Here is a 22,170-nt window from a genome sequence, read left to right on the forward strand (position 1 = left end):
CCTCCAGGGTGGTGAAACTGAGGCGTCGTCGGTAGGCGCCGCGCGGACCGGGCGGCTGCCCGGTGCCGACGCAGCGACCTGAGACGGTGATGCCGTGCCGCCGCAGTGCGACTGCTCGGAGAGCTGCGCGGTGGTCGCCCCATGACCAGGGGTCGTTCGTGAGGTGGCGAAAGGACTGGGGGCGCGGTGACAACCGGCACCCGACGCCGGCTCTCTATAGGGGGTGAGGCCCTGTGTCGGGGCCAGACCGGGGGTGGCAGTAGTGGGTTACGACGATCGACTGGCCGAATACATAGCCGGTCGATACGGGGCACTGCGTCGGAGCGCGTACCTGCTGTGCGGAGACGTCCACCAGGCCGACGACCTCGTGCAGTCCACGCTGGTGAAGGTCATGCTCGCGCACCGTAGGCTCGAACGGATCGACAGTATCGATGCCTATGCGCGCCGCACGATGCACAGCACCTTCATCAGCTCCCGGCGTCGGCTGTGGCACCGGGAGCGCCCGCATGCGCAGATGCCCGACACCGGTACGCCGGATCCGGACGTCGACCTGGGCCTGTCGGTACGGGCCGCGCTGCAGCTGCTGCCGGCCCGTCAGCGGGCCGTGGTGGTCCTGCGCTTCTGGGAGGACCTGAGCGTCCAGGCCACCGCCGACGTCCTGGGAATCAGCGAAGGGACCGTCAAGAGCCACACTTCGCGCGCCATGGCCACCCTGCGTACCGCGCTCGGTGAGGCGATCGTCGACCTGCCCGACACCACAGAGCCGCAGATCGGAGCATTGACATGACAGAGATCCAGCCGAGCCTCACCATCAGCCACGACCTGCTCGGGCGGGCACTGGACGGACTTCCGCCTGCGCAGGGAGACGTCGTCGCGGCGGTGCTGGCCGGGGTCCGGACACAACGGCGCCGGCGCCGAAACGGATACATCCTGGCCTCCGCGGCCTGTGCCGCTGTCGCCGTGGGAGCGTTCACCATCGCGGGGCGCATCGGCGCCGGACCCGCGACCAGCGCCACATCGCAGACCACGCACGTCGCCGGGAGCCAGATCCCCTACCCGCTGGCCGGACTCCTGCCTGCTGACGTCACTGACATCCACAGGATCAGCGATCCTGCGCCGACCGGAACAGCCGCTGCGACGATGGTGAGTTTGCCGGCCGTCCAGGGTGGCAATTTCAGCTTCACGCGTCACGGGCAGACGGGATACCTGCGTTACACGTCCTTCGACAAGCCGAACGCGCCCGCCTCCGAGCCGGGGTTCTCGACTGCTTCCCCTGCCTGCTCCCAGATCCTCCAGGACAACTTCCAGCATGGCCTGACCTGCACGATGACCGCTCTCCCGGATGGGGCGACCCTTGAGGTCCTCACGCAGGGGCCGGTCGGCGAGATGGGCTGGACGACTCCCCCCTGGGACGGCCCAAGCTACATCGCCACCGTGACCTACCCCGACGGCAGGCAGGTGGCCGTTTCGGTCATGTCCTCCTTCCGCAGTTCGACCAAGGTCACCCGCACGCCACCGCTGACTGTCGCGGAGGTCGCCGCCATGGCCACCAGCCCCGACTGGTTCGCGCCCGTGCCCACACCCACGCGTTGATTTCGGGGGAGACGCCGTGACCTGGCTGTACATCGCTCTGGGCGTGTCCGCCGGCCTCGTCGCGCTCGCGGCCCTGGCCCTGCGGTCGATGCGTGCCGAGTTCGAGGAGATACCCGCCGACGAGCGTGCCAGGTCCGAGTTCTGGTCCAGGCGGGGCAAGCAGGTCATCGCGGCGGAGAAGCGCCGGCGGCAGGCCGACGTGCTGCGCCGGTATGCCGACATCGGGTTCCCGGTACGCGGGCCCGACGGTGTGACGCTGACGGTGGAGCAGCTGCGGTTCGCGGCGCGGCTGATCGACGAGGACGGGCTCAGGCCGGACTGACCAGTGTGCTCGGCATCCCGGTCCGCGCCGGGATGCTTGCCGCGATCGGACGGGCGGTCTACCGCCGTCGGCGGCGGTCCTCCCGTGCCTCAGTGGGGCCGTCGAGGCCCGGGGCCTCTTCCGCCGCGTGCGGCATGCGCAGGAACAGGGTGTCGAACGCTCCCGCGGCGTGATAGGTGAGGACGAGTGTTGGGCTCTCGTCCTCGGTGTGCCGCGCCCAGTCCACTCTGGGGTCCCGTGTGACGGGGTGCGGGAACGTCAGGTGCTGCCGTGTGTACGAGGGCTGGAGTGGGTACGGGGGCTGAGGTGGGTACGGGGCGTGGGCCGGGTACGGCGGTGTTCCGGTGCGGCGGTGTCTGCCCTGCTGTGCCATGGCCTGCTCCACGCCGCTCGTCACCACGACCGTGACGCCGACGATGATCAGCAGGAGCCCGGGCACGGTCGCGGGCTTGATGCCCTGCCCCATGAACCACCACGCGGCGAGCGCCGCCACGGGGGTCTCCAGCAGGAGCAGGACGCTCATGGTCGTCGCCGATGTCCTGCCGAGGGCGAAGTTCAGCGAGCCGAGCCCCAGGATCTGGGGAAGGACGAGCAGCCCGAGCAGTGACAGTTGCGTGGATCTGTCGAAGCCCGTCAGCGGGATGTGGGCCAGCCCGCAGACGGCGAGGAGTTCCAGACCGCAGACCAGCGAGGTGAACGTCGAATACAGCGGTGTGCTGACATCCGCGCGCGACCGTTCGCTCAGTGCCGTGTACCCGGCCTGGGCGACGGCGCCGACCAGGGCGAGCTGGTCACCCGTCAGTGCCGTACCGCCGGACCTGATGTCGAGACCGCCCGCCGCGGCCGCTCCCACCACGGACAGCCCGAGACCCGCCCATGTCCGGCGGGACGCCCGGACGCCCTGGGCCGCGGCGATGAGGGCCTGCCAGACGGGCTGGGTGGCGACGAGCGCCGTGGACATGGCGACCGAGGTCAGCCGGGTGCTCGTCATGAACGCCGCGAAGTGGAGGGCGAGCGCGGTGGCCGCGAGGAATCCGAAGACCAGGGGCCGCCACTGTTCCCGGCGCAGGAGGCCGCGCTCGCCCCGGGCGACGCGCACCACCTCGCGACGGCGTACCAGCAGCAGGAGCGGCCCGAGGACGGCGAAGCCGAGGCAGTTGCGCCAGAAGGCCATGGCGAGCGGTGAGGCGGAGGCTGCGGCGGTGAGGGGGGCGGTGGCCGAGACGGAGATCACGGTGACCGCCATCGCCACCATGGACAGCGGATCGAGCCTGGACTTCACGCCTTCGCCCCGCCGTCCGCGGCGCATGGGTCGTCGGTGGTCTGACCAATAGTGATCACTGGGTACGCGGTTTCTGTGGTGTGGGAAGTGAACTCCCCGAGTTCAAGGGCGAGTTGAGGCAAGCCGAGGTCGGCACTGGCTTCTGCTCGTGGCTTCGAGTGTGCTGGCGTCGGCCGCTCGCAGCCTGCCCTTGCCAGGGGCAGGCTGGGTGGCGCACCGGTGCTGGATACTCGGTGCATGAACAAGAAGCCGCAGTTGGGAGAGTTCCTCAGGACGCGCCGGGCGCAGTTGCAGCCGGCGGATGTGGGGCTCCCGGATTTCGGAGAGCGCCGTCGGGTGCCCGGGCTGCGCCGTGACGAGTTGGCCCAGCTCGCCGGGGTGGGCCTGTCCTACTACACGCGCTTGGAACAGGGCAGTTCGCTCAACGCGTCACCCGAGGTCCTGGAGGCTCTGGCCCGCGCCCTCGGTCTCGACGAGGTGGAGCGCGCCCATCTGCACGATCTGGCCAGTGCACCACGCCGCAGCACCACCCGGCGCAGGCCCGCGCCGGAGCGGACCGGCGACACGACCCGGCAGCTGGTCGACGCGCTCGGCGACGCACCCGCGCTGGTGCTGGGCCGCCGCAGCGACGTACTGGCCTGGAACCGCACCGGGCACTCGTTGTTCGCCGGGCATCTGGACCCGCAGATCCCCGAGGAGCCCGACCGGCGCCCGAACATGGCGCGGCTGGTGTTCCTCGATGCGCACACCCGGGACCTGTTCGTGGACTGGCCGAAGAAGGCCAGGAACGTGGTCGGCAAGCTCCGGCTCGCCGCCGGGCGGCACCCCGACGATCCCCGGCTGGCCTCGCTCATCGGCGAACTGACCATGAAGAGCCCGGAGTTCGCCGCGATGTGGGCCGAGCACGGGGTCAGGAAGTGGGCCCTCGCGGCGTACCGCATGCACCACCCGGTCGTCGGCCGCATGGAGCTCAACCTGCAGTCCCTGGACGTCCCCCAGGAGGAGGGCCAACGCATCGTCGTGGCCACGGCGGGCGCCGACACCGCGTCCGCGGCGGCGCTCTCCCTGCTCGCCCGACTCGACACCCCGACCGCGCCGCGCACCGGGCACGCCGAAACCGAGGACCCCATGCCGACGGTCACCCAGAGCCCTCGCTGACTCTGGAAGCCCTGGAGAGAGGACGGCCTGTGGATTCCTTCAGTCTCGGTGGCGTCGAGGTGACGCGCGTGGTGGAGTTCGAGACCCCCACCCGCCCGCCGGCGGCCATGTTCGCGGACATCGGCCCTGAGGTATGGCACGACAACAGCTCCTGGCTCTCCCCGGACCACTGGGACCAGGACGCGGGGCTCCTGATGACCCGGATGCAGACGTTCGTCCTGCGCAGCGGGGGCGCGACGTCTCGTGGACACCGGTGTCGGCAACGACAAGTCACGCCCGGACACACCGGCGTTCGACCATCGCAGCACCGACTTCCTGGCCCGGCTGGCCGCCGTCCACGTCCTGCCGGAGGACGTCGACCTGGTGGTCAACACCCATCTGCACGCCGACCACGTCGGGTGGAACACCCGTCTGGTGGACGGGGAGTGGGTGGCGACGTTCCCCATCGCCCGGTACCTGATGCCTCGCGCCGACCACGACTTCTGGCACCCGGACAGCGCCCGTCGCGCCCGTCCCGCCCGGACGGCGGCGGCCAACGCGAACGTCTTTGAGGACAGCGTCGCGCCGGTCGTACGGGCCGGCCAGGCCGTGCTGTGGGAGGACGTCCACGACATCGACGGTGCCCTGCGTCTGGAGTACGCGCCGGGCCACACCCCGGGCTCCTCGGTGCTCACGCTGCGGTCGGGCGGGGAGCTGGCGGTGTTCGTCGGTGATGTGCTGCACAACCCGGTGCAGATCATCGAGCCGGACGCCAACAGTTGCTTCTGCGAGGACCCGGCCGCGGCGCGCGCGTCGCGGCGCCGCGTGCTGGACCGGGCCGCCGATCAGGGCGCGCTGGTCTTCCCGGCGCATCTGCGGGGCAGGTCGGGGGCACGGGTGCGGCGGACCGGCTCGTCGTACGCCATCCAGTCGTGGGCGCCGTTCGGGGAGCGGGTGTGAGCCGCGCGCCGGTAGTCCGTACCACGGGCGGACTGGTCCGCGGCAGACTCCACGCGGGCGTACGGACCTTCGCGTCGGTTCCGTACGCCGCGCCGGTGACCGGTCCCGCCCGGTTCGCCGCGCCCGCCCCGGCCCCACGCTGGGACGGGGTGCGCGAAGCGACCGTCCCCGGCGGAACAGCTCCCGCCCAGGCCCGTTCCGGTTTCGGCGGCCTGGACCTGTCCCCGGTGCTGGGACCCGGCTGGATCCCGGACCCCGGCTACCTCACCGTGACCGTCACCGCCCCCGCCGACCCCTCCGGCGGGCTGCCGGTGCTGGTCTTCGTGCACGGCGGGGGTCTCATCTCCGGAACGGGACAGGCACCGCTCTACGACGGGTCGTCCTTCGCCCGCGACGGCATCGTCACCGTCACCCTCAACTACCGCCTGGGGGTCGCGGGGTGGCTCGACGTCCCCGGCACACCGGCCAACCGCGGACTGCTGGACGTCATCGCCGCGCTCCGCTGGGTGGCCGAGAACGCCGCGGCTTTCGGCGGCGACCCCGGCCGGGTGACCGTCGCGGGCCAGTCCGCCGGGGCGATGATCGTCGCCGCACTGCTCGCCGGCCCCGACGCACGGCGCGAGCGACTGTTCAGCCGGGCGATCAGCCAGAGCGGCAGCGGTACGGCGGCGATCAGCGCGGAACAGGCGGCGTTGACCACCCGGGCGGTGGCCCAGGCCCTGAACGTTCGGGCAACGTCCGCCGACCTGGGTGCGATCGAGGACCGGTGGCTGACACAGGCACTCGGCACGATCGGCCCGACCGTCGTCCTACCGGACGGTCCTCTCGACACCTCACTCGGCGAGAGTCCCGTGAAGTGCGTCATCGACGGCCGGTCGCTGGACCGGCAGCCCGCCGAGGCCGTGTACGACGGCTACGGCACCGACGTGGATCTGCTCATCGGCACCAATCGCGAGGAGGCCAACCTCTACACCGTGCCATCGGGCGCGGCCATGACCGAGATCAGGCTTCTCGCACTCGCCGAACGGCGCCTGACCAACCCCCGGGAACGGCTCGCCGCGTACCGGACCGACGAACCGGCAGCCCACCCCGCCGAGTTGGCGAGCAGACTGATCACGGACAGCTTCGCCCAGGGCAGCCGACTCCTCGCCGACGCCCACGCCCGCCATCGGCGCGCCCGCACCTTCGCCTACGAGTTCGCCTGGCGCTCGACCGCCTTCGGCGGCGCGCTCGGCGCCTGCCACTGCGTGGAACTGCCGTTCGTCTTCCACCACACCGACCTGCCCGCCCTGTACGGCGACACCGCCCTGCTCGGCCCGCACCGACCGCCCGCCGACCTGGCGGACCGCACGCACGCGGCCTGGACCGCGTTCATCCGCGAGGGCGACCCGGGCTGGACTCCCTACGACCTCGCGGCCCGCGCCACCGCCGTCATCGACGAGCAGTGGAGCATGACCAGCACCGCCGGCCACGGTGACCGCATCTCGAACACCCCCTGAGCCGCCACCACCACGCTATCCGGCGTCGCGTGGCGAAAGCCGCCGGGTAATCCGGTCGAACAGCTCCGCCAGCGGCTCGCCGACATCCCGACCGAACTCGGTCAGCCCGTAGGTGACCTGAGGCGGCGTCGTCGGCTCGACCTCCCGCCAGACCAGACCGTCCTGGACCAGTGCGCGCAGGGTCTGGGCGAGCATCTTCTCGCTGATGCCCTGGATGCCGTCGCGCAGCTCGTAGAACCGGAGACTGTTGCTCTGCAAGGCGATCAACACCCAGACGCCCCACCTGCTGGTCACATGGTCGACCACATCGCGCGCGGGGCAGTCGGTGTGAAACACCTCATACTGCTTCCCGGCCTCGGCCCGTGTGTGCTGCACGCTTCCCGTCACGTGACGAACTTACCTCAAGGTATGTCCTTACCAGGAGTTAGCCCGGCTCCTAGCGTGAAGGCACAGAAGACAGGTGACAAGGAGCTGATCATGATCGTGGTGACCGGGGCTACCGGAAATGTGGGCCGGCCGTTGACGCGGGCGTTGGCCGAGGCGGGCCAGCAGGTGACGGCGGTGTCACGGCACGCGGCGGCGGTGCCGGACGGCGTCCGCCACGTGGCGGCCGACCTGGCCGGGCCGACCGGCCTGGAGCCCGCGCTGGCCGGGGCGAAAGCGCTGTTCCTGCTCCTGTCCGGCGACCTGCACGCCCCCGGAGCCAATCCGGCCGACATCATCGGCCAAGCCGAGGCCGGCGGGGTCCGCCGGGTCGTCCTGCTCTCCACGCAGGGTGTGGCGACCAGGCCCTTCGGCGGAACGCGGATCGCCATGCGCGCACTGGAGGACGTGCTGCGGGAGTCCGGTCTGGAATGGGCCATCCTGCGGCCGGGCGGCTTCGCCTCCAACGCCCTGTGGTGGGCCGAGTCCATCCGCGCGCAGGGGGTCGTCGCGGCGCCCTTCGGCGACGTCGGGGTACCGGTCATCGACCCGGCGGACATCGCCGAGGTCGCGGCGGCCTGCCTGCTGGATGACCGGTACGCCGGCGGCGTCTACGAGCTGACCGGCCCGGAGGTGATCACGCCGCGCCAGCAGGCGCAGGCCATCGCGTCCGCGCTGGGCTCGCCGGTGCGGTTCCACGACCTCACCCGCGAGGAGGCCAAGGCCGCCATGGCGCAGAGCATGCCGGCGGAGCTCGCCGAGGACACCCTGACCATCCTCGGTTCCCCGAACCCGGCCGAACTGCGCATCAGCCCGGACGTCCGGCGGGTCCTCGGCCGCGCCCCGCGCCCGTTCAGCGAGTGGGCCACCCGCAATATCGCCGCGTTCCGCTGAAAGCCGGTCAGCGCGGGTGATGGTCTGTTGTGTTGACTCTTGTGGGTTATGGATCGGTGCCATATCGTATGGCATCACCGTCCAGGCCAGACGGACCAGTGATTCCCCCACGTCGGTGCCCCGCTGACGGTGACGCACCGCGTGAATGTCTGTCATACCCCCCACCTGCAGGGCTTGTGGGCGCCGTGGTGCTCCTGATCGATGCCACGGCGCCCACGGCTCAGAGTCGCCCACCCCCCGCCGGCCGTTGTCATGCCTGCCCTTCGGGCGGACGCGGCCTCCGACCCACCCACCACCCGGGAAGCCCCCACATGCGCACATCGCCACATCGCCTTGCCGGCATGCTCGCCGCCATGGCCCTGGCCGTCTCCGGCCTCGGTGCCACCACCCTGGTCGCCGCCGCTCCGGCCGCCGCCCTCGGCAACGGCAACGCCCTTACCCCGCCCATGGGGTGGAACTCATGGAACAGCATGGGCCCGTCCGTCACCGAAGCCGAGGTCAAACAGACCATCGACTTCATGGCGGCCAACGGCCTGGTGCAGGCCGGCTACAACACCGTCACCGTGGACGACGGCTGGTCAATGCGCCACCGCGACGGCCAGACCACGGACTTCGCGAAGACCGCCGACAACGCCATGCAGCTGTACGACAACTACGGCAACCCGGTCTCCGGCACCGACGGCACCGGCAACGACCCCACCAGCGGCCACCTGGTCCCCGACCCCGGCCAGTTCCCCCCGCAGACCGTCAACGGCCAGAGCCTGAACGGCATCCAGTACCTGACCTGGTACGCGCACAGCAAGGGCATGAAGTTCGGCCTGTACGCCACCGACACCTACACCACCTGCCAGGGCCACCCCGGCAGCCTGGGCCACGAGACCACCGACGCCAACGACTTCGTCTCCTGGGGCGTCGACTTCGTGAAGTACGACGACTGCCCCTACGGCCCCACGATCGTGGGCCCCGACGGCTACAGCTACTACCCGCAGGGCGAGGGCAAGGAACTCACCGAGTCCATCTACGCCCGTACGCAGACCTTCCAGCGGGCCCTGGACGCGGCGACCGCCGCCGCGGGCAGGCCGAAGGTCACCCTCAGCCTGTCCGCCCAGCCCGCGCACACCGGCATCCCCTACCTGCTCAACGCCAACGACCCGGCCCGCACCGACCCGCTGATCGTGGCCGCCGGCACCCAGCCGCACCAGGCTCCCGGCTACTACCCCACCGGCGTGTGGTGCGGCCAGGTCGCCAACATGTGCCGCATCGGCGGTGACCGGGACAGCGAACTGGACGGCGTGCTCTACAACGGCCAGCTCCAGACCGCTCTGAAGTACCCGGGCAACGTCCACCCCGGCAGCTGGAACGACATGGACATGATGTTCGCCGGCTGGCAGGACCCCAACGGCGTCTGGGGCGTCACCGACACCTACAAGGGCGACAAGCCGTTCACCGACGACGAGTCGCGCACCGAACTGTCCGTCCTGTCGATGATGGCCGCCCCGCTCATCTCCGGCGCCGACCTGCGTGCCACCGCCGACGCCCAGCACACCGCGAACGGCTACACCTGGTCCACCGGGATCAACACCTCCGCGCTGGGGCTGCTGAAGAACCCCGACATGATCGCCATCGACCAGGACAGCCTCGCCAAGCCCGCCACCCTGGTCGGCAACCCGCCCGCCTCCCCGACGGCGCCGGTGATCCTCAAGCGCCAACTCGCCAACGGCGACCTGGCCGTCGCGCTGATCAACCAGGACCCCAGCAACTGGGCCATGCCCAGCGCCAGCTTTGCCGACCTCGGCCTGACCGGCTCCAGCTACTCCTACCGGGACCTGTGGACCGGCGCGACCGGCACCCTCGCCGGCACCGTCGGCGGCAGCTGGATCCCCGCGCACGGCGTCACGCTCCTCCGCATCGCCGGCGGAGCCATCGGCATGGGCGGTGGCGGCACCGGCGGCACCGGGGCGAGCATCGTCGGCGACGGCAAGTACCACGCCATCAGCGCGGGCGGCACGGGCGGCCAGGCGCTCGAGGTCCAGGGCGGCTGCTACGCCCCGGTCGGCGGCAACTCCGACATCAACGCGTACCAGAGCGGCAACGCCGCCCAGCAGTGGCTGTTCACCCCCAACGCCGACGGCACCGTCCAGATCACCGACAACTGCTACACCTCCGCCCAGACACACACCGTGCTGGCCGGCGGCGGGGGAGTCGGCAGCGCCTACCTGCTCAACCCCTCGACCAACAACCCCTGGCAGAAGTGGCACGTCACCCAGAACAGCGCCGGCGCGCTGACCATCACCAACGTCGGCAACGGCCTGGTCCTGGACGTCGCCGCCGGCACCGCAGGCTCGACCGGGATGACCAACCCGCCCAACCCGGCCGCAGCAGGCCAGAGCTGGACCGTCCTGTCCTGACCCCTCCTGGACCCTGAGTCGACCACGGACGGGCCCGGCACGGAGCGACACCGTGCCGGGCCCTTCGCCGCCGCAAGGGGGAGGCGGTGTTCAGGGCGCGGCCTCGGGTCCCGGGACGGTCGGGCCCTGGCGGTCCCAGCCCGGGGAGAGGATCTCCAGGCTGACGTCCGGGCTGCGCACCTCCATCCCGCAGGTACGGCAGGTCCAGGCCACGTCCAACGGGTGGTCGGGGTGGTCCGGGTGGCCTGCCGGATGGTGCCGCAGCACCACTGGCGGGTCGGGTGTCACCCAGCGGTCGCCCCAGGCGAGCAGCGCCTGGGTGAGCGGGGCGAGGTCCCGTCCGGCCTCGGTGAGGTGGTACTCGTAGCGCGGCGGACGCTGGCTGTAAGCGCGGCGTTCGACCACCCCCGCCTCCTCCAGGGCGCGCAGCCGGGCAGTGAGCCGGTCGCGTGGGGCACCGGTGTTGCGGACGATCCGGTCGAAGCGGTGATTGCCGTAGAAGATCTCGCGCACGGCGAGCAGCGCCCACTTCTCGCCGAGGATCTGCAGCGCGGCGGCGATGGAGCAGGGGCGGCCCGGTGGCGGAACGGCGGCAGAACGGTCCGCGGCAGGCCGGGTGCCGGCGGGCCGGCCTTCGGTGTCCTGGGCGTCGGTGTGCTGGGTCACTCCACCAGCCTGCCACAGAGGGTTGTGCTTTCAAACTCACTACCGCTAGCGTTCCCGGCCATGGAGATAGTTGGAATATCAAACCCTGTGTCCGTGTCTGCCGACCGGGACCGGCCGCACCGTCGGGCCGCGTTCCTGGTGGTAGCCGCCGCGGTGTTCGTCTCGAACCTCGACCTGTTCATCGTCAACGTCGCCCTTCCGGCGATGCAGCGGCACTTCCACGGCAGCACCCTGGCCACCCTCTCCTGGGTGCTGAACGGCTACGCCATCGTCTTCGCCGCCCTGCTGGTCGCCGCCGGACGGCTGGCGGACCGGATCGGACACCGCAGGGTGTTCCTCGCCGGGCTGGCCGTCTTCACCGTTGCCTCCGCACTCTGCGCGCTCGCCCCGGCCGTCGGCTGGCTCGACGCCGCCCGGGTGGTCCAGGCGGCGGGTGCCGCCGCACTGATGCCGACTTCCCTCGTACTGCTGCTGGACGCCACGCCCCCGGCCGAGCGTCCCGCCGCCATCCGGGCCTGGGCCTCGATCGGCGGCATCGCCGCCGGGCTCGGACCGGTCCTCGGCGGGCTGCTGGTCGAGGCCGACTGGCGCTGGGTGTTCATCGCCAACGTCCCGGTCGGCGCAGCCGCCATCGCCGTCGGCGCCCGCGTGCTGCCCAGGCTGCGCGGCAAGGAGGACGGACCGCTGCCGGACCTGTTCGGCGCGGGACTCCTCACCGCCGCCATCGCCGTTCTCGCCGTCGCCCTGGTCAAGGGGGACGACTGGGGCTGGGACTCGGCCCGGGTCCTCGGCGGCCTGCTCGCGGCCGTCCTGCTGACCGGCTGGTTCCTGCGCCGCTCGGCACGCCACCCTGCTCCCATCGTCGAACTGCCGCTGCTGCGGGTGCCCAGCTTCGCCGCGGCCAACACCGCCGCGCTGCTGTTCACCGTCGCCTTCGCCGGGATGCTGCTGACCTCGGTCCTGTGGTGCCAGCAGGCATGGGGGTATTCGGCGCTGCGCACCGGACTGGCCATCGCCCCGGGCCCGCTGCTGGTGCCCCCGGTCGCACTGGGCAGCGCCGCGCCGGTGCGCAGGCTCGGCCCCGGGCGGCTGGCCGCCCTCGGAACCCTGCTTTTCGCTGCAGGCATCGGCTGGTGGGCGGCCACCATCGGAGTCCGGCCCGGCTACGCCACCGAACTGCTGCCCGGGATGCTGCTCACCGGCCTGGGCGTGGGACTGACCCTGCCCACCCTGATCGGGTCCGCCGCGGCGGCGCTGCCGCCCACGCGATTCGCCACCGGCTCGGCGGTCACCACGATGGCCCGGCAGATCGGCGCGGTGGTGGGCGTGGCGCTGACGGTCAGTCTGATCGGCACCCCGCACGGACCGCAGAGCGCGCTGGACGCCTTCCGACGCGGCTGGACGGCGGTGATCGTGGCGGCGCTGCTGGCCTCCGCGGCGTCCCTGGTACTCGCCGCCGCCCAGCGCCGGGCCGCGGCGAGGTAGCCAACCGCCCCTTCGGGATCAGCGCTCTTTTCAACCGCAGCAACCGCAGCAACCGCAGCAACCGCAGCAACCGCGGCAACGGCGGCAACGGCGGAAATCGCTCGCCGAGCGGAATGCACTGATCTGCGATTCTCCGGGAAAAGCCAGGGCGCGGGTTTTCCTGACGTGGAAGAGGCTCCATTACCGCTGTCTTACGCAATGCCCCGGGGTCGGACTCCCAGGCCTCCGGCAGGGCAGTCTGTATCTCGCCCAAGCGAAAGGGAGCAGAAATGTCCGGCATGCGAATCAAAGTCAGGGATCGTGCGGCGCGGCGCAGGCGCCGACTCGTGATCGGCATCCCGCTGGCGCTGGCACTCGCCGCGGCCGGCGGGCTGGCCTTCGCGGATGTCACGCCGCAAGCGACTCCGGTCAACGGGACCACGGCCAACACCTCGGCCCCGACCGGCGGGGCAGCCCCCGCCCCCGCCGCTGCGGCCGTCACCGCGCCCACCATGATGAGCAGCAGCGTCCTCGCGACGAACATCTCCGTCACGGCGGTCAGCCTCGGCTCCGCCTTCAGCTACCTGTCCCCGTCCACCAACGGGATCCCGACCTGGACGCGGACCGTCACCGCGGTCGCGCCCAACGGCACCCTGGAGGTGGCCTGGCAGGCGTCCAACTCGATCCACGTCACGCCCGTCAACCGTTACCTGCAGCGGCGCGGGCCGGACGTGGTGATCAACGGGGCCTGGGAGATCGGCGGTCTGGTCGCCTTCAACGACGGCTTCACCCTGCTCACCCGCGTCGCCGATCACAACAGGTACGGCGAGACCGCCGCAGCGTTGATCCGGGTCGCCAACAACCACGTGGCCTTCGTCGTCAGGCTGACCGGTTCCTCCAGCCACGACACCTCACCGGCGCTCAACGGCCAACTCGCCTGGAACGGCAGCCAGTACACGACGTACTTCACCGTGCACGGCACCAGCGGCTCCAGCGCCGGGCAGTGGGGCGACAAGATGGTCCCCGTCAGCGGCTCCGGGCGGGTCCTCTCCGGGGGCTGGGAATGGGGCTGCCGGGGCGACGTCGGACGCTCCCTCTCCTCGGGATCCAGCTCGTCCTACGCGACCTGCTACGACGACGGCGGTTCCGGATCCTCGAAGAGCAGCAGTGTCGACCAGATGAAGACCGCCAACGGCAACCAGGTGGTCGCCCTGTCCGCGCGCGGCCCCGTCACCTACAAGAAGAACAGCCTCACCTGGAGCGTGAGCCCGCGCTGGAGGACCAACCAGGTCGTCGTCGTCTTCCTCAGCGGCAGCCACTGGCGGAACGCGCAGTCGGTCTTCCTGACCAGCGATCAGTCCACCCAGAACCTCAACGTGCACATCGCGCCCTACGGCCAGAGTGCCATGCTGGTCACCTGGGACGCGTACCGCAACGGGCAGTACACGGGCACCCACTTCCGGCTGATCGACTCCCAGGGGCGGTTCCTGACGGCGGATCTCGTCCTGACGATCCATGTCTCCGGCACCATCGCGGTGCTCGGCAACGGGGACCTGGTCTGGGCGTTCGTCCAGCAGACCCCGGCCTCCTACCACCACGGCGGCAGCTGGCCGACCACCACGCACCTCTTCCTGGCCCGTCTGCGGGTCAGCTTCTCGGGCTCGTCCTCCTCGCCGACCTCCTTACCGAGCATGTCGGTGTCACCCACACCCTCGCCGATGACGAGTGGGGGGCCGACCCCCACACCCTGGCCCACCGCCTCGGCCGGTACCACTGCCGGCTCCCACTGGTGACCTGCTGACCAGCGGTAGGCAGCAGCACAGGACACGACACCGGGTCCCCCGAGCAGACGCTCGGGGGACCCGGCTCTGTCACGGGCCCGCGTCCGGGGAAAGCAGGTGCGGCGGAACAGTGCGCGAGGAAATTTCGTCTCCGCATGAGTGGAAATAACCTGGGGCGCACTGTTTCAGCATCCCTCGTTCGACAGAATCCGCACCGAATTGACAATCCACGCCTTGGTCGCCGGGGTGCAAGGTGATCCGAAGGGTCAGGCAGAACTTCGACGCCGTATACGTACCGGCATTTGCAGACAGAGCCGCTCCGGACGCTTTTTGATGTCAGGCACTGTGCCGACGGGGATGGGAGGAGCCGGCGTACAAGAGCTGGGGCGGATCGTCTCCCACGCGCTGCCACTGGTGCCCGTGCAGGTCGGTGAACCGGAAGGTCACCACGAGTTGGTCGCCGTCGACCACGGTGCGGGGCTCGCCGTGCCGCAGGTACGGTCCCGACAGGGCGCAGCTCCACGCATCCCCGGCGCCGAGCTCACCACGATAGGGCGGCCCGCCGGGCAGTACCGCGACCCACTCCCGGCCCTGGCCGTCGAGTGCGACGACGCACGTGATCTCGACGGCCCGGACCGGATCCCCACCCCCGTTGGTGATCACCGCCCCGGGTGCGTGGGGGAGCTGTCCACTGTGGAGACTCCACACCACCACGACCGCGCGTGCGCGGGCCTCGTCCTCCTCGCGCCGCTGCTCATGATCTCTGACCCTGACATGCACGAGGACGACCAGGGCCACCGCGACGGCGACTGTCGCGACCGCGATCCACAGCCCGTTCATAAGTCCAGGAGACTCCCCAGGCGACACCACTGCGACCTGAGCGGCCTCCGCCTTCCTGACCGGGAAGAGCGTCGAGTACTGCGGCACCGGCGAGAACGACGCGGGCAGCGGAAGGAGACGCCCCTGTGGTACGAACGGCGCGCCCAGGTAACGCCACAGTGCTGCTCCGCGTTAGCCTCCGTGGATGGTTGAGTCGTTGCCTTCCATGGTCGCGGGCCGGTGGCGGCCAAGTGCCGGGTCTGCCGTTCGCGTCGGGCGTCGCGCGCTCGTGGAATCGCTGTATCTCCTTACCGCGCCGTTGAGCGCCGCTGTCGGTCTGCCGCTGGTGGTCGGCGGTTTGTGTGTCGCAGCGGTCGGTTCGTTGGCGCCGGGCGGTTCGCCCGTCGCGGCCCGGGCTCTGGCTCTGGCGCGTTGGCCCGGCGACCTGGAGTGGTGGCGGATCGGCCAGGTACGTTCCCGGGCCGGCGGGGCAAAGGACACGGGCGGGCGGCCGAGGTCGAAGGAGACGGCCGACGGGGCGGACCTGTGGCTCGACCTGGCGCATGCGGTGACGGTGCTTCCGGTCGTGCTGGTCACCACGGTGGTGACGGTGCTGTGGTGGTTCGTGGGAGTCGCGATTGCCACGTACCCCCTGCGCAGCCGGGTCGCGCCGGGGTCCCTGCGGCCGATGACCCTGTACGCGGGCAGCGGCCGGTCCCACATCGCCCTGAGCCTGGGGCTGACGTCGCCGGCCGCGCGGCTCGCCTTCGCGATCACAGTCGCCGTGCTGTTGCTGTTCACCCTGCCTGTCGTGACCCGGGTGTGCGTCGTGGCCCAGGCCGGACTCGGGCGGGCGCTGCTGTCCAGCATGTCCGCGTTGCACCGCAGGATCAGTGGACTGGAGCAGGAGCGCGACACCGCCCGCGCGCAAGCCGTCGCGGTGGTGACGGCTGAGGCGGCTGCCCTGCGCCGGCTCGAACGGGACATCCACGACGGGCCCCAGCAGCAGTTGGTCCGTCTGGCGATGGAACTGGGACGCGCGCAGCATCATTTCGACAGCAGGCCGGAACTCGCGCGGGCCGCACTCGCCGACGCCGTCCTCCGGGCCCAGGATGCGCTGGACGAGCTGCGGGCGCTGTCGCGGGGCATCGCACCGCCGATCCTCGTCGACCGCGGACTGCGGGAGGCGCTGTCCTCTCTTGCCGCGCGCTGCGTCGTACCCGCAGAGCTCGACGCCGGTCCCCTGGGTTGTCCGCTGGACGCCGCCGTCGAGACGGCCGCGTACTTCGTGGTCGCCGAGGCGCTGACCAACGTGGCCAAGCACAGCCACGCCCGCCGGTGCACGGTCGGAATGCGTCATGCTGAGGGAATGCTGCGGGTCCGGGTGACGGACGACGGGGTGGGCGGCGCGGCCCTGGCCAAGGGACATGGACTGCAGGGGTTGGCCGACCGGGTGCAGGCGGTCGGCGGCCGACTGCGGGTCAACAGTCCCGAGGACGGCCCGACGACGGTCACCGCGGAGCTGCCATGTCGCTGACCTCGGACGGAACAGTGCCCGGAACGCCGTCGGACCCCACGGCCCGAGAGCCGCTGCGGATCGTCGTCGCCGATGACGCGGTGCTGCTGCGCGAGGGGCTGGTCCGCCTGCTCGCCGAGGACGGTCACGAAGTGGTGGCGGCGGTCGGTGACGGCCCCGGGCTGGTCGAGGCGGTGCTCGCACACCGCCCGGACGTGTCGGTCGTCGATGTGCGGATGCCGCCGACCCATACCGACGAGGGGCTGCGGGCGGCGATCACCGCCCGCGGACAAGTTCCCGGTGCCCCGATCATGGTGCTCAGCCAGTACGTGGAGGTGTCCTACGCCGCCGACCTGCTCGCGGACGGCTCCGGCGCGGTCGGCTACCTGCTGAAGGACCGGGTCGCCAGGGTCGAGGAGTTCCTGGACGCCCTGGACCGCGTCGCCCGTGGCGCGACGGTGCTCGACCCTCAGGTCGTCGCCCAACTCCTGGCCGGACGGCGGCGGGACGACCCGCTGGGCGCACTGACCGCCCGTGAACGGCAACTGCTGGCACTGATGGCCGAGGGCCATTCCAACAGGGCCATCGCCCGGCGGCTGGTGCTCTCCAACAGCGCGGTGGAAAAGCACATCGGCAACGTCTTCGCGAAGCTCGGCCTGCCGCCCGACGACGCTCAGCACCGCCGGGTGCTCGCGGTCCTCGCCTACCTCAACGCCTGACGGGGCGGCTCCTCACCATCCGCCGTGGAAGAAGGCCAGGAGCGCCGGCGCCGGATCGGCTGCGGTGGTCAGGTTCGCCACAGCGACAACGATGACGGCTGACGCCAGCAAGGCCGAGAGAAGACCGAACAGCCTGAACACGCGCCTCGTTCGCCTGTCGGACGCCGCTGTGCTCGCGAACCTCCTCCACGACACCACACTCATACCGAGAAGGACGGCCGCCACCATCGTGGCGGCCACGGCGATCACCGCGTGGTACCGGGAAAAGTCGCTGACCATCACCTCGACCGCAGGCGGAGTTCGGTCACCGGAATTCGGGTAGTCGGCCAGGCGCCGCCTGACCTGATCGAGCGTATCGGCGAGCTCTCCGTGGGGCGCGTGCATCGGAAGCATCGACAGCAGCGAGGAGAAGGGCGCTGTCGCCCCCTGGATGTTGGCCATGACCGCCGTCAACGAGAACAGCGCGAGCGCCGTGACGACAACGCCGGCCGACGCGAGAGCGGCCCTGCCTCCCGCCCTGATCCCGCCGGCCCGCAGAAAGGCCTTCCAGAGCAGAACGCCGAGCGTTGTCAGCACGGTGAGCAGGGTCGCGGCGATCACAGCCTTGACCACATGGAACTGGAGCCAGTAGTCGACAACCCGCTCCAAGCCCGGGGGAAAGTTCCGGTCGCCGGAACTCCAGTAGTCGACGAACGACGTGGAGAGGCCGTCGACGAGGACTCGCTGATCGCCGAAGCCGCCGCCGGACATGCTCGCCGCCCATGGGCCGGGGGCGACGATGAAAGCCGGGACGAGGGCCACGGCGAGGGCGACGAGCACGGCGAATGCGCGACCGGGGATACCTGAGGATCGGGATCGTCCGTGCGCGCTGGTGGGTCGCGATGTTGATGTCATGCGGATGACCATGGCGCACCGGCGTTCGCCCGGTCACTGCGGTCTGCCATCCAGTCGGGGTGTGGCCTGCCACACCCCGGCCGTGAACCGCCCGACAGCGCCGTGTTCGCCCGGTAGCGCCCGCTCTCGGGGCGAACTGCCCCTTGAGAGCTGAGGCCGGTCCGGTCACCATGGCCGCGTGACGTCAACTCTGGCTTCTGCGAACGGAACCACACCTGCCGCCCGCGGCCCGCGCGGGCTGCCGCTGCTGGGCAACCTGCCGGCCTTCGCGCGCGATCCGCTGGCCTTCTTCTGTCACCTGCGCGACGTCTACGGCGACTGGGTGCCCTGGGCGCTGGGCCCGCGCAAGGCGGTGTTCGTCTCCCGGCCCGAGGACGTGGGTGAGCTGCTGGCCCAGGTCGAGATCGGCTTCAGCCCCGCCGAGTTGGGCTGGGCCTTCCGTCATGTGCTGGGCGACGGCGTGGTCACCAGCACCGGCCCCGACTGGCGTCGCAAGCGCGCCCTGGTCCAGCCCTCGGTGCGCCCGCGTCAGGTGCGCTCCTACGCGGCCACGATGGTCGAGTGCGCCGACGCGATGGCCTGCGGCTGGTCGGACGGCCGGTCGGTCGATGTGGCGGCAGAGATGACCGCGCTGACCCAGCGGATTGCCGTGCGGACCCTGTTCGGCGTGGAGACGGCCGGGCGCGAGCAGGTCATCGCGGACGCGATGGCGGTGGCCCAGCAGGAGATCGGCGCGGAGTTCCGCGGGGTCACCGTCTTCCTCCCGGCGTGGCTCCCCACCCCGGGCCGACGCCGGCTGCGCACGGCCGTGGCGACGCTGGACTCGGACATCCACCGCATCATCGTCGATCACCACCAGGCGGCGGCGAACGGCGAGGAGCGCGACGACCTGCTCAGCCGGCTGCTGGCGGCCAGGGACGACAGCGGCGAGCCGCTGTCCGAGCGGGAGTTGCGCGACGAGTGCATCACCCTCTACATCGGCGGCCACGAGACGACCTCGACCACGCTCGCCTGGGCCTGGCATCTGCTCGCCGCCGCGCCGGAGGCCAGGGCCCGGCTGGACGCCGAGCTCGCGACGGTCCTGGAGGGCAGGCTGCCGACCTTCGACGACTACGCCCGGCTTCCCTTCACCCAGGCGATCGTGAAGGAGTCCCTGCGCCTCTACCCGCCGATCTGGCTGATCAGCGCGGTCGCCCGGCCCGGCGCGACCCTCGGCGGCCGACCGGTGCCGGAGGGAACGACGGTCTGGACCAGCCAGTGGTCCGTCCACCGTGACCCGCGGTTCTTCCCCGCCCCGGACGCCTTCCGTCCGGAACGCTGGGACGAGGACGCACCGGACCCGATCCCCGACCATGCCTGGTTCCCCTTCGGTGGCGGTCAGCGCACCTGCCTCGGCACGCGCTTCGCGCTGGTCGAGGCGGCACTGGTGCTCGCCGTGCTCGCCCAGCGCTGGCACGTCGAGGCCGAGCTGAAGGAGATCAAGCCGTTCCCCGGCCTGACCCTCCAACCATCCCGCCCGATCCGCGCGGTCCTGCGGCCGGCCGGGACCGGCTGATCAGCGCGGGACGGGAAGCCGCTGCGGGCGCGAGCGGACCGGACATCCGGGCGCTTCGATCCCGGGGCGAAGGCGTGGAACATCTCCAGCGAGGCCGCGGCCCGCAGGACCGGGTCGGGCAGGCCGGCGTCGTGGCCGGCGGTTGTCTGCCATCCCAGCAGGCACAGCAGCGGGCGCAGTCGTTTGCCTCCGGCGAAGATGAATCCGCGCAGTTCTTCCACCACGCCGGCGGGTAGTGCGCCGCCTTGTGACGCGGCGTCGGCCTTGCCAGCGAGGAAGTCGGTCAGGTGCTGATCGACGGCTCGTCGTAGCAGCCCCAGGTCCTCGCCTGCGGTCTCCCGTGCCACCGCGCTCAACGACGTCCCTCTCGTCTTCGGATTCGTCCGCCCCGGGCGACAGTTCATGCTGTCGCTGCCCCAGCCCCCAGGCGGGCGAGGACTCGGTGTGCTGCCTGCTCTCCCGAGGTGAGGCTGCCGATGGTGGTGGAGTGGCCGAAGAGGTCGGCCCCGGCCAGGTGTACTCGGTGGGCCTGTTGGTGTGTGGTGGCTTCCAGTCGGGCGAGCAGGCCCGGGTCCTGCGGTGGGCGGATGAGGACGCTGGGCCAGATGCGGTCCACGTGGGTGGCGATGACTGCGGAGTCCAGTTCCGGCAGGAGGCCGGCCCTGCGGACGGCTGCTGTGACTCGCCGGGCGATGAGCCTGTCGTCGTCATGCCACCAGTCCTGGGAGGTCGTGTCCCGTAGATAGGCGGTGACCATTCCCCGTCCGTGGCCGACCCGGTCGGGGGAGAGGTTGTGCTGCAGGATCAGCGCGGCGACCTGCGGGAGGTCGTGTCTGCCGGCGTACAGGACGACGGCGGTTTCGCTGGTGGGCCTGTTGAGACAGAACGTGACCTGCAGAAGGTGTGCGTACCGGGCAGAGGCGAAGTACTCGTGCTGGTCCTGGCGGAGTTGGGGCCACAGGGCGGGCAGTTGGTCGGGTGGGACGGCGAGTACGACGGCGTCCGCCTGTTCCTCGTGGTCGCCGTCGCCGGGCGAGGTCCAGACGACGGTGACGTGGTCTTTCGCCTCCTCCACCGAGGTGACGCGTGCGTGATGGGTGACGGCCAGTCTCTGGGCCAGGGCGTGCGGGACGAAGCCGGTGCCGGTGGGGGCGGTGAACAGTCCGTTGCCGGCCGCGAAGAACGCCAGCGTGAGCAGCGGGGTCGCTGCGGAGGTCCGGTCGGGGTCGCTGAGGGTCATCGTGGCGTTCAGCGGGTCCAGGATGTGGCTCATCACCGTGTCGGGGAAGCGGCGCCGGCGGGCGTAGGCCGCGGTCGATTCGTGCTGGGCGGGTGTGATCGCGGAGGTGGCTGACGAGCCGATGCTCCGGTGCAGGTTCCGTACGTCGTGCAGCAGCCGGAGCCGGTGGCGCAGGGGCACGGTGGAGAGCAGGCCGCCGCTCAGGAGTCTGGGCAGGCTGCCGGTCCGGCCGCGCAGGGTCCGGCCGCCGTGCAGAACGGCGAGCTCGTCGGCTGCGGGCGTGACGAGGTGGCTCGCGCCCGCCTCGGCGAGAAGGTTCAGCATGCGCCGGTAGCGGCGGGCGAGCAGTGGGGCGCCGAGGTCGACAGGGAAGCCGTCCCGGCCCACGGTCGCCATCCGGCCGCCGAGCCGTTCCGGTGGCTGGGATTCCAGGATCCTCACCCGGCATCCCGCCTGCTGGAGGCGGAATGCCGCGGTGAGGCCGGCGATGCCGGCCCCGACGACAACGACGCAGGGGTGATCGGTTCCCATCGGGTCAGTCCGTGGGCTTGCGCGCGGACCAGTACCCGATGACGAACTTCCCCGCGCGCCCTGCCCGAGCGGTCGACAGGCAGTGCTGGTACATGAGTTCCCTGCCCGCGGGGCGGGGCTCGGCGAGGGTCCGCGCCGCCTGTTCGAAGATCTGCCAGTTGGGCCCCATGTCGCCGAGTGCCGCCAGGTCGCAGTAGTCGTCGATCAGGAACCCGGCCCGGGCAAGGCCCGACACCATCTGACCCAGGGACAACACGTCGGGCAGGGCGGACGAGACGCACACCGGCTCGATCCATTCCTGGTACTCCAGCGTGGTCAGGCCGTCGGCGCACAGCCAGTCGGCGCCCACGAAACCCCTCACACCTCCTCCAGACCGGGGAACCCCAACAGGCCGACAGGCTCCAGGGGCGACAGCCGCCGATGGCTACCCACGCCCAGCGCGCCCACTCCCCGCCCCGCCGTAACTG

At 71.1% G+C, this 22,170-nt stretch carries 20 protein-coding genes; 13 read left to right on the forward strand and 7 right to left on the reverse strand.

Annotated features, from left to right (window positions below):
- The first annotated feature begins 262 nt into the window (after nucleotides 1-262).
- The 3 genes from ABH925_RS28240 to ABH925_RS28250 all read left to right on the forward strand — a co-directional run bounded on the left by ABH925_RS28240 (nucleotide 263) and on the right by ABH925_RS28250 (nucleotide 1,915).
- A complete protein-coding gene (locus ABH925_RS28240) occupies nucleotides 263-787 on the forward strand; it encodes a SigE family RNA polymerase sigma factor (RefSeq protein WP_370152373.1) in 525 nt (174 codons plus the stop codon).
- A gap of 173 nt (nucleotides 788-960) precedes the next feature.
- Entirely contained in the window at nucleotides 961-1,593 is a 633-nt protein-coding gene (locus tag ABH925_RS28245; protein WP_370152215.1) for a hypothetical protein, read from the forward strand.
- Between the two features lie 16 nt (nucleotides 1,594-1,609).
- Entirely contained in the window at nucleotides 1,610-1,915 is a 306-nt protein-coding gene (locus ABH925_RS28250) for a hypothetical protein (protein ID WP_370152217.1), read from the forward strand.
- Nucleotides 1,916-1,973: 58 nt separating this feature from the next.
- Here the strand turns inward: ABH925_RS28250 and ABH925_RS28255 are convergent, their stop codons facing one another.
- Complete coding sequence (locus tag ABH925_RS28255; protein ID WP_370152220.1) at nucleotides 1,974-3,197, reverse strand: DMT family transporter; 1,224 nt, start codon at nucleotides 3,195-3,197, stop codon at nucleotides 1,974-1,976.
- 237 nt (nucleotides 3,198-3,434) lie between these two features.
- Between ABH925_RS28255 and ABH925_RS28260 the strand changes: the two genes are divergently transcribed.
- The 3 genes from ABH925_RS28260 (at nucleotide 3,435) to ABH925_RS28270 (ending at nucleotide 6,793) form a co-directional block, all read left to right on the forward strand.
- On the forward strand, nucleotides 3,435-4,355 hold the full coding sequence (locus ABH925_RS28260) for a helix-turn-helix transcriptional regulator (RefSeq protein WP_370152223.1): 921 nt from the start codon (nucleotides 3,435-3,437) through the stop codon (nucleotides 4,353-4,355).
- 243 nt (nucleotides 4,356-4,598) lie between these two features.
- Nucleotides 4,599-5,294: an MBL fold metallo-hydrolase gene (locus ABH925_RS28265; RefSeq protein WP_370152225.1), complete on the forward strand. Its 696-nt coding sequence runs from the start codon at nucleotides 4,599-4,601 to the stop codon at nucleotides 5,292-5,294.
- On the forward strand, nucleotides 5,291-6,793 hold the full coding sequence (locus ABH925_RS28270) for a carboxylesterase/lipase family protein (RefSeq protein ID WP_370152228.1): 1,503 nt from the start codon (nucleotides 5,291-5,293) through the stop codon (nucleotides 6,791-6,793). Before ABH925_RS28265 ends, ABH925_RS28270 begins: the two co-directional genes overlap by 4 nt.
- A 15-nt stretch (nucleotides 6,794-6,808) precedes the next feature.
- On the opposite strand, the gene ABH925_RS28275 is transcribed toward ABH925_RS28270, so the two are convergent.
- Nucleotides 6,809-7,180 (reverse strand): winged helix-turn-helix transcriptional regulator, encoded by a 372-nt coding sequence (locus ABH925_RS28275; protein ID WP_370152230.1) that lies wholly within the window; start codon nucleotides 7,178-7,180, stop codon nucleotides 6,809-6,811.
- 90 nt (nucleotides 7,181-7,270) lie between these two features.
- Between ABH925_RS28275 and ABH925_RS28280 the strand changes: the two genes are divergently transcribed.
- Both ABH925_RS28280 and ABH925_RS28285 read left to right on the forward strand, forming a co-directional pair.
- Nucleotides 7,271-8,110: an SDR family oxidoreductase gene (locus ABH925_RS28280; protein ID WP_370152376.1), complete on the forward strand. Its 840-nt coding sequence runs from the start codon at nucleotides 7,271-7,273 to the stop codon at nucleotides 8,108-8,110.
- A gap of 341 nt (nucleotides 8,111-8,451) precedes the next feature.
- The gene (locus ABH925_RS28285; RefSeq protein ID WP_370152233.1) at nucleotides 8,452-10,518 is read left to right on the forward strand and encodes an alpha-galactosidase; all 2,067 of its coding nucleotides are present in this window, start codon (nucleotides 8,452-8,454) and stop codon (nucleotides 10,516-10,518) included.
- A 90-nt stretch (nucleotides 10,519-10,608) separates the two neighbouring features.
- Here ABH925_RS28285 and ABH925_RS28290 read toward each other — a convergent pair whose 3' ends face one another.
- Nucleotides 10,609-11,184, reverse strand: a complete 576-nt coding sequence (locus ABH925_RS28290) for a winged helix-turn-helix transcriptional regulator (protein ID WP_370152236.1) — start codon at nucleotides 11,182-11,184, stop codon at nucleotides 10,609-10,611.
- Between the two features lie 93 nt (nucleotides 11,185-11,277).
- Here ABH925_RS28290 and ABH925_RS28295 point away from each other — a divergent pair, with 93 nt between their 5' ends.
- Both ABH925_RS28295 and ABH925_RS28300 read left to right on the forward strand, forming a co-directional pair.
- A complete protein-coding gene (locus ABH925_RS28295) occupies nucleotides 11,278-12,669 on the forward strand; it encodes an MFS transporter (RefSeq protein ID WP_370152239.1) in 1,392 nt (463 codons plus the stop codon).
- 269 nt (nucleotides 12,670-12,938) lie between these two features.
- Nucleotides 12,939-14,441 (forward strand): hypothetical protein, encoded by a 1,503-nt coding sequence (locus ABH925_RS28300; protein WP_370152241.1) that lies wholly within the window; start codon nucleotides 12,939-12,941, stop codon nucleotides 14,439-14,441.
- Nucleotides 14,442-14,765: 324 nt separating this feature from the next.
- Here the strand turns inward: ABH925_RS28300 and ABH925_RS28305 are convergent, their stop codons facing one another.
- On the reverse strand, nucleotides 14,766-15,269 hold the full coding sequence (locus ABH925_RS28305; RefSeq protein WP_370152244.1) for a hypothetical protein: 504 nt from the start codon (nucleotides 15,267-15,269) through the stop codon (nucleotides 14,766-14,768).
- Between the two features lie 205 nt (nucleotides 15,270-15,474).
- On the opposite strand from ABH925_RS28305, the gene ABH925_RS28310 reads away from it, so the two are divergent.
- Nucleotides 15,475-16,785, forward strand: a complete 1,311-nt coding sequence (locus ABH925_RS28310; protein ID WP_370152379.1) for a sensor domain-containing protein — start codon at nucleotides 15,475-15,477, stop codon at nucleotides 16,783-16,785.
- A gap of 53 nt (nucleotides 16,786-16,838) precedes the next feature.
- On the forward strand, nucleotides 16,839-17,483 hold the full coding sequence (locus tag ABH925_RS28315) for a response regulator (protein WP_370152382.1): 645 nt from the start codon (nucleotides 16,839-16,841) through the stop codon (nucleotides 17,481-17,483).
- Between the two features lie 12 nt (nucleotides 17,484-17,495).
- Here the strand turns inward: ABH925_RS28315 and ABH925_RS28320 are convergent, their stop codons facing one another.
- On the reverse strand, nucleotides 17,496-18,302 hold the full coding sequence (locus ABH925_RS28320) for a hypothetical protein (protein WP_370152247.1): 807 nt from the start codon (nucleotides 18,300-18,302) through the stop codon (nucleotides 17,496-17,498).
- A gap of 253 nt (nucleotides 18,303-18,555) precedes the next feature.
- Between ABH925_RS28320 and ABH925_RS28325 the strand changes: the two genes are divergently transcribed.
- Entirely contained in the window at nucleotides 18,556-19,932 is a 1,377-nt protein-coding gene (locus tag ABH925_RS28325) for a cytochrome P450 (RefSeq protein WP_370152250.1), read from the forward strand.
- 400 nt (nucleotides 19,933-20,332) lie between these two features.
- Here ABH925_RS28325 and ABH925_RS28330 read toward each other — a convergent pair whose 3' ends face one another.
- Together ABH925_RS28330 and ABH925_RS28335 are read right to left on the reverse strand one after the other, a co-directional pair.
- Nucleotides 20,333-21,703: an NAD(P)/FAD-dependent oxidoreductase gene (locus tag ABH925_RS28330; RefSeq protein ID WP_370152252.1), complete on the reverse strand. Its 1,371-nt coding sequence runs from the start codon at nucleotides 21,701-21,703 to the stop codon at nucleotides 20,333-20,335.
- Nucleotides 21,704-21,707: 4 nt separating this feature from the next.
- Nucleotides 21,708-22,064, reverse strand: coding sequence for a hypothetical protein (locus ABH925_RS28335; RefSeq protein ID WP_370152255.1), 357 nt, complete (start codon nucleotides 22,062-22,064; stop codon nucleotides 21,708-21,710).
- Between the last annotated feature and the right edge of the window lie 106 nt (nucleotides 22,065-22,170).

The sequence above is a fragment of the Streptacidiphilus sp. EB129 genome (genome assembly GCF_041262645.1).
Classification (GTDB): domain Bacteria; phylum Actinomycetota; class Actinomycetes; order Streptomycetales; family Streptomycetaceae; genus Streptacidiphilus.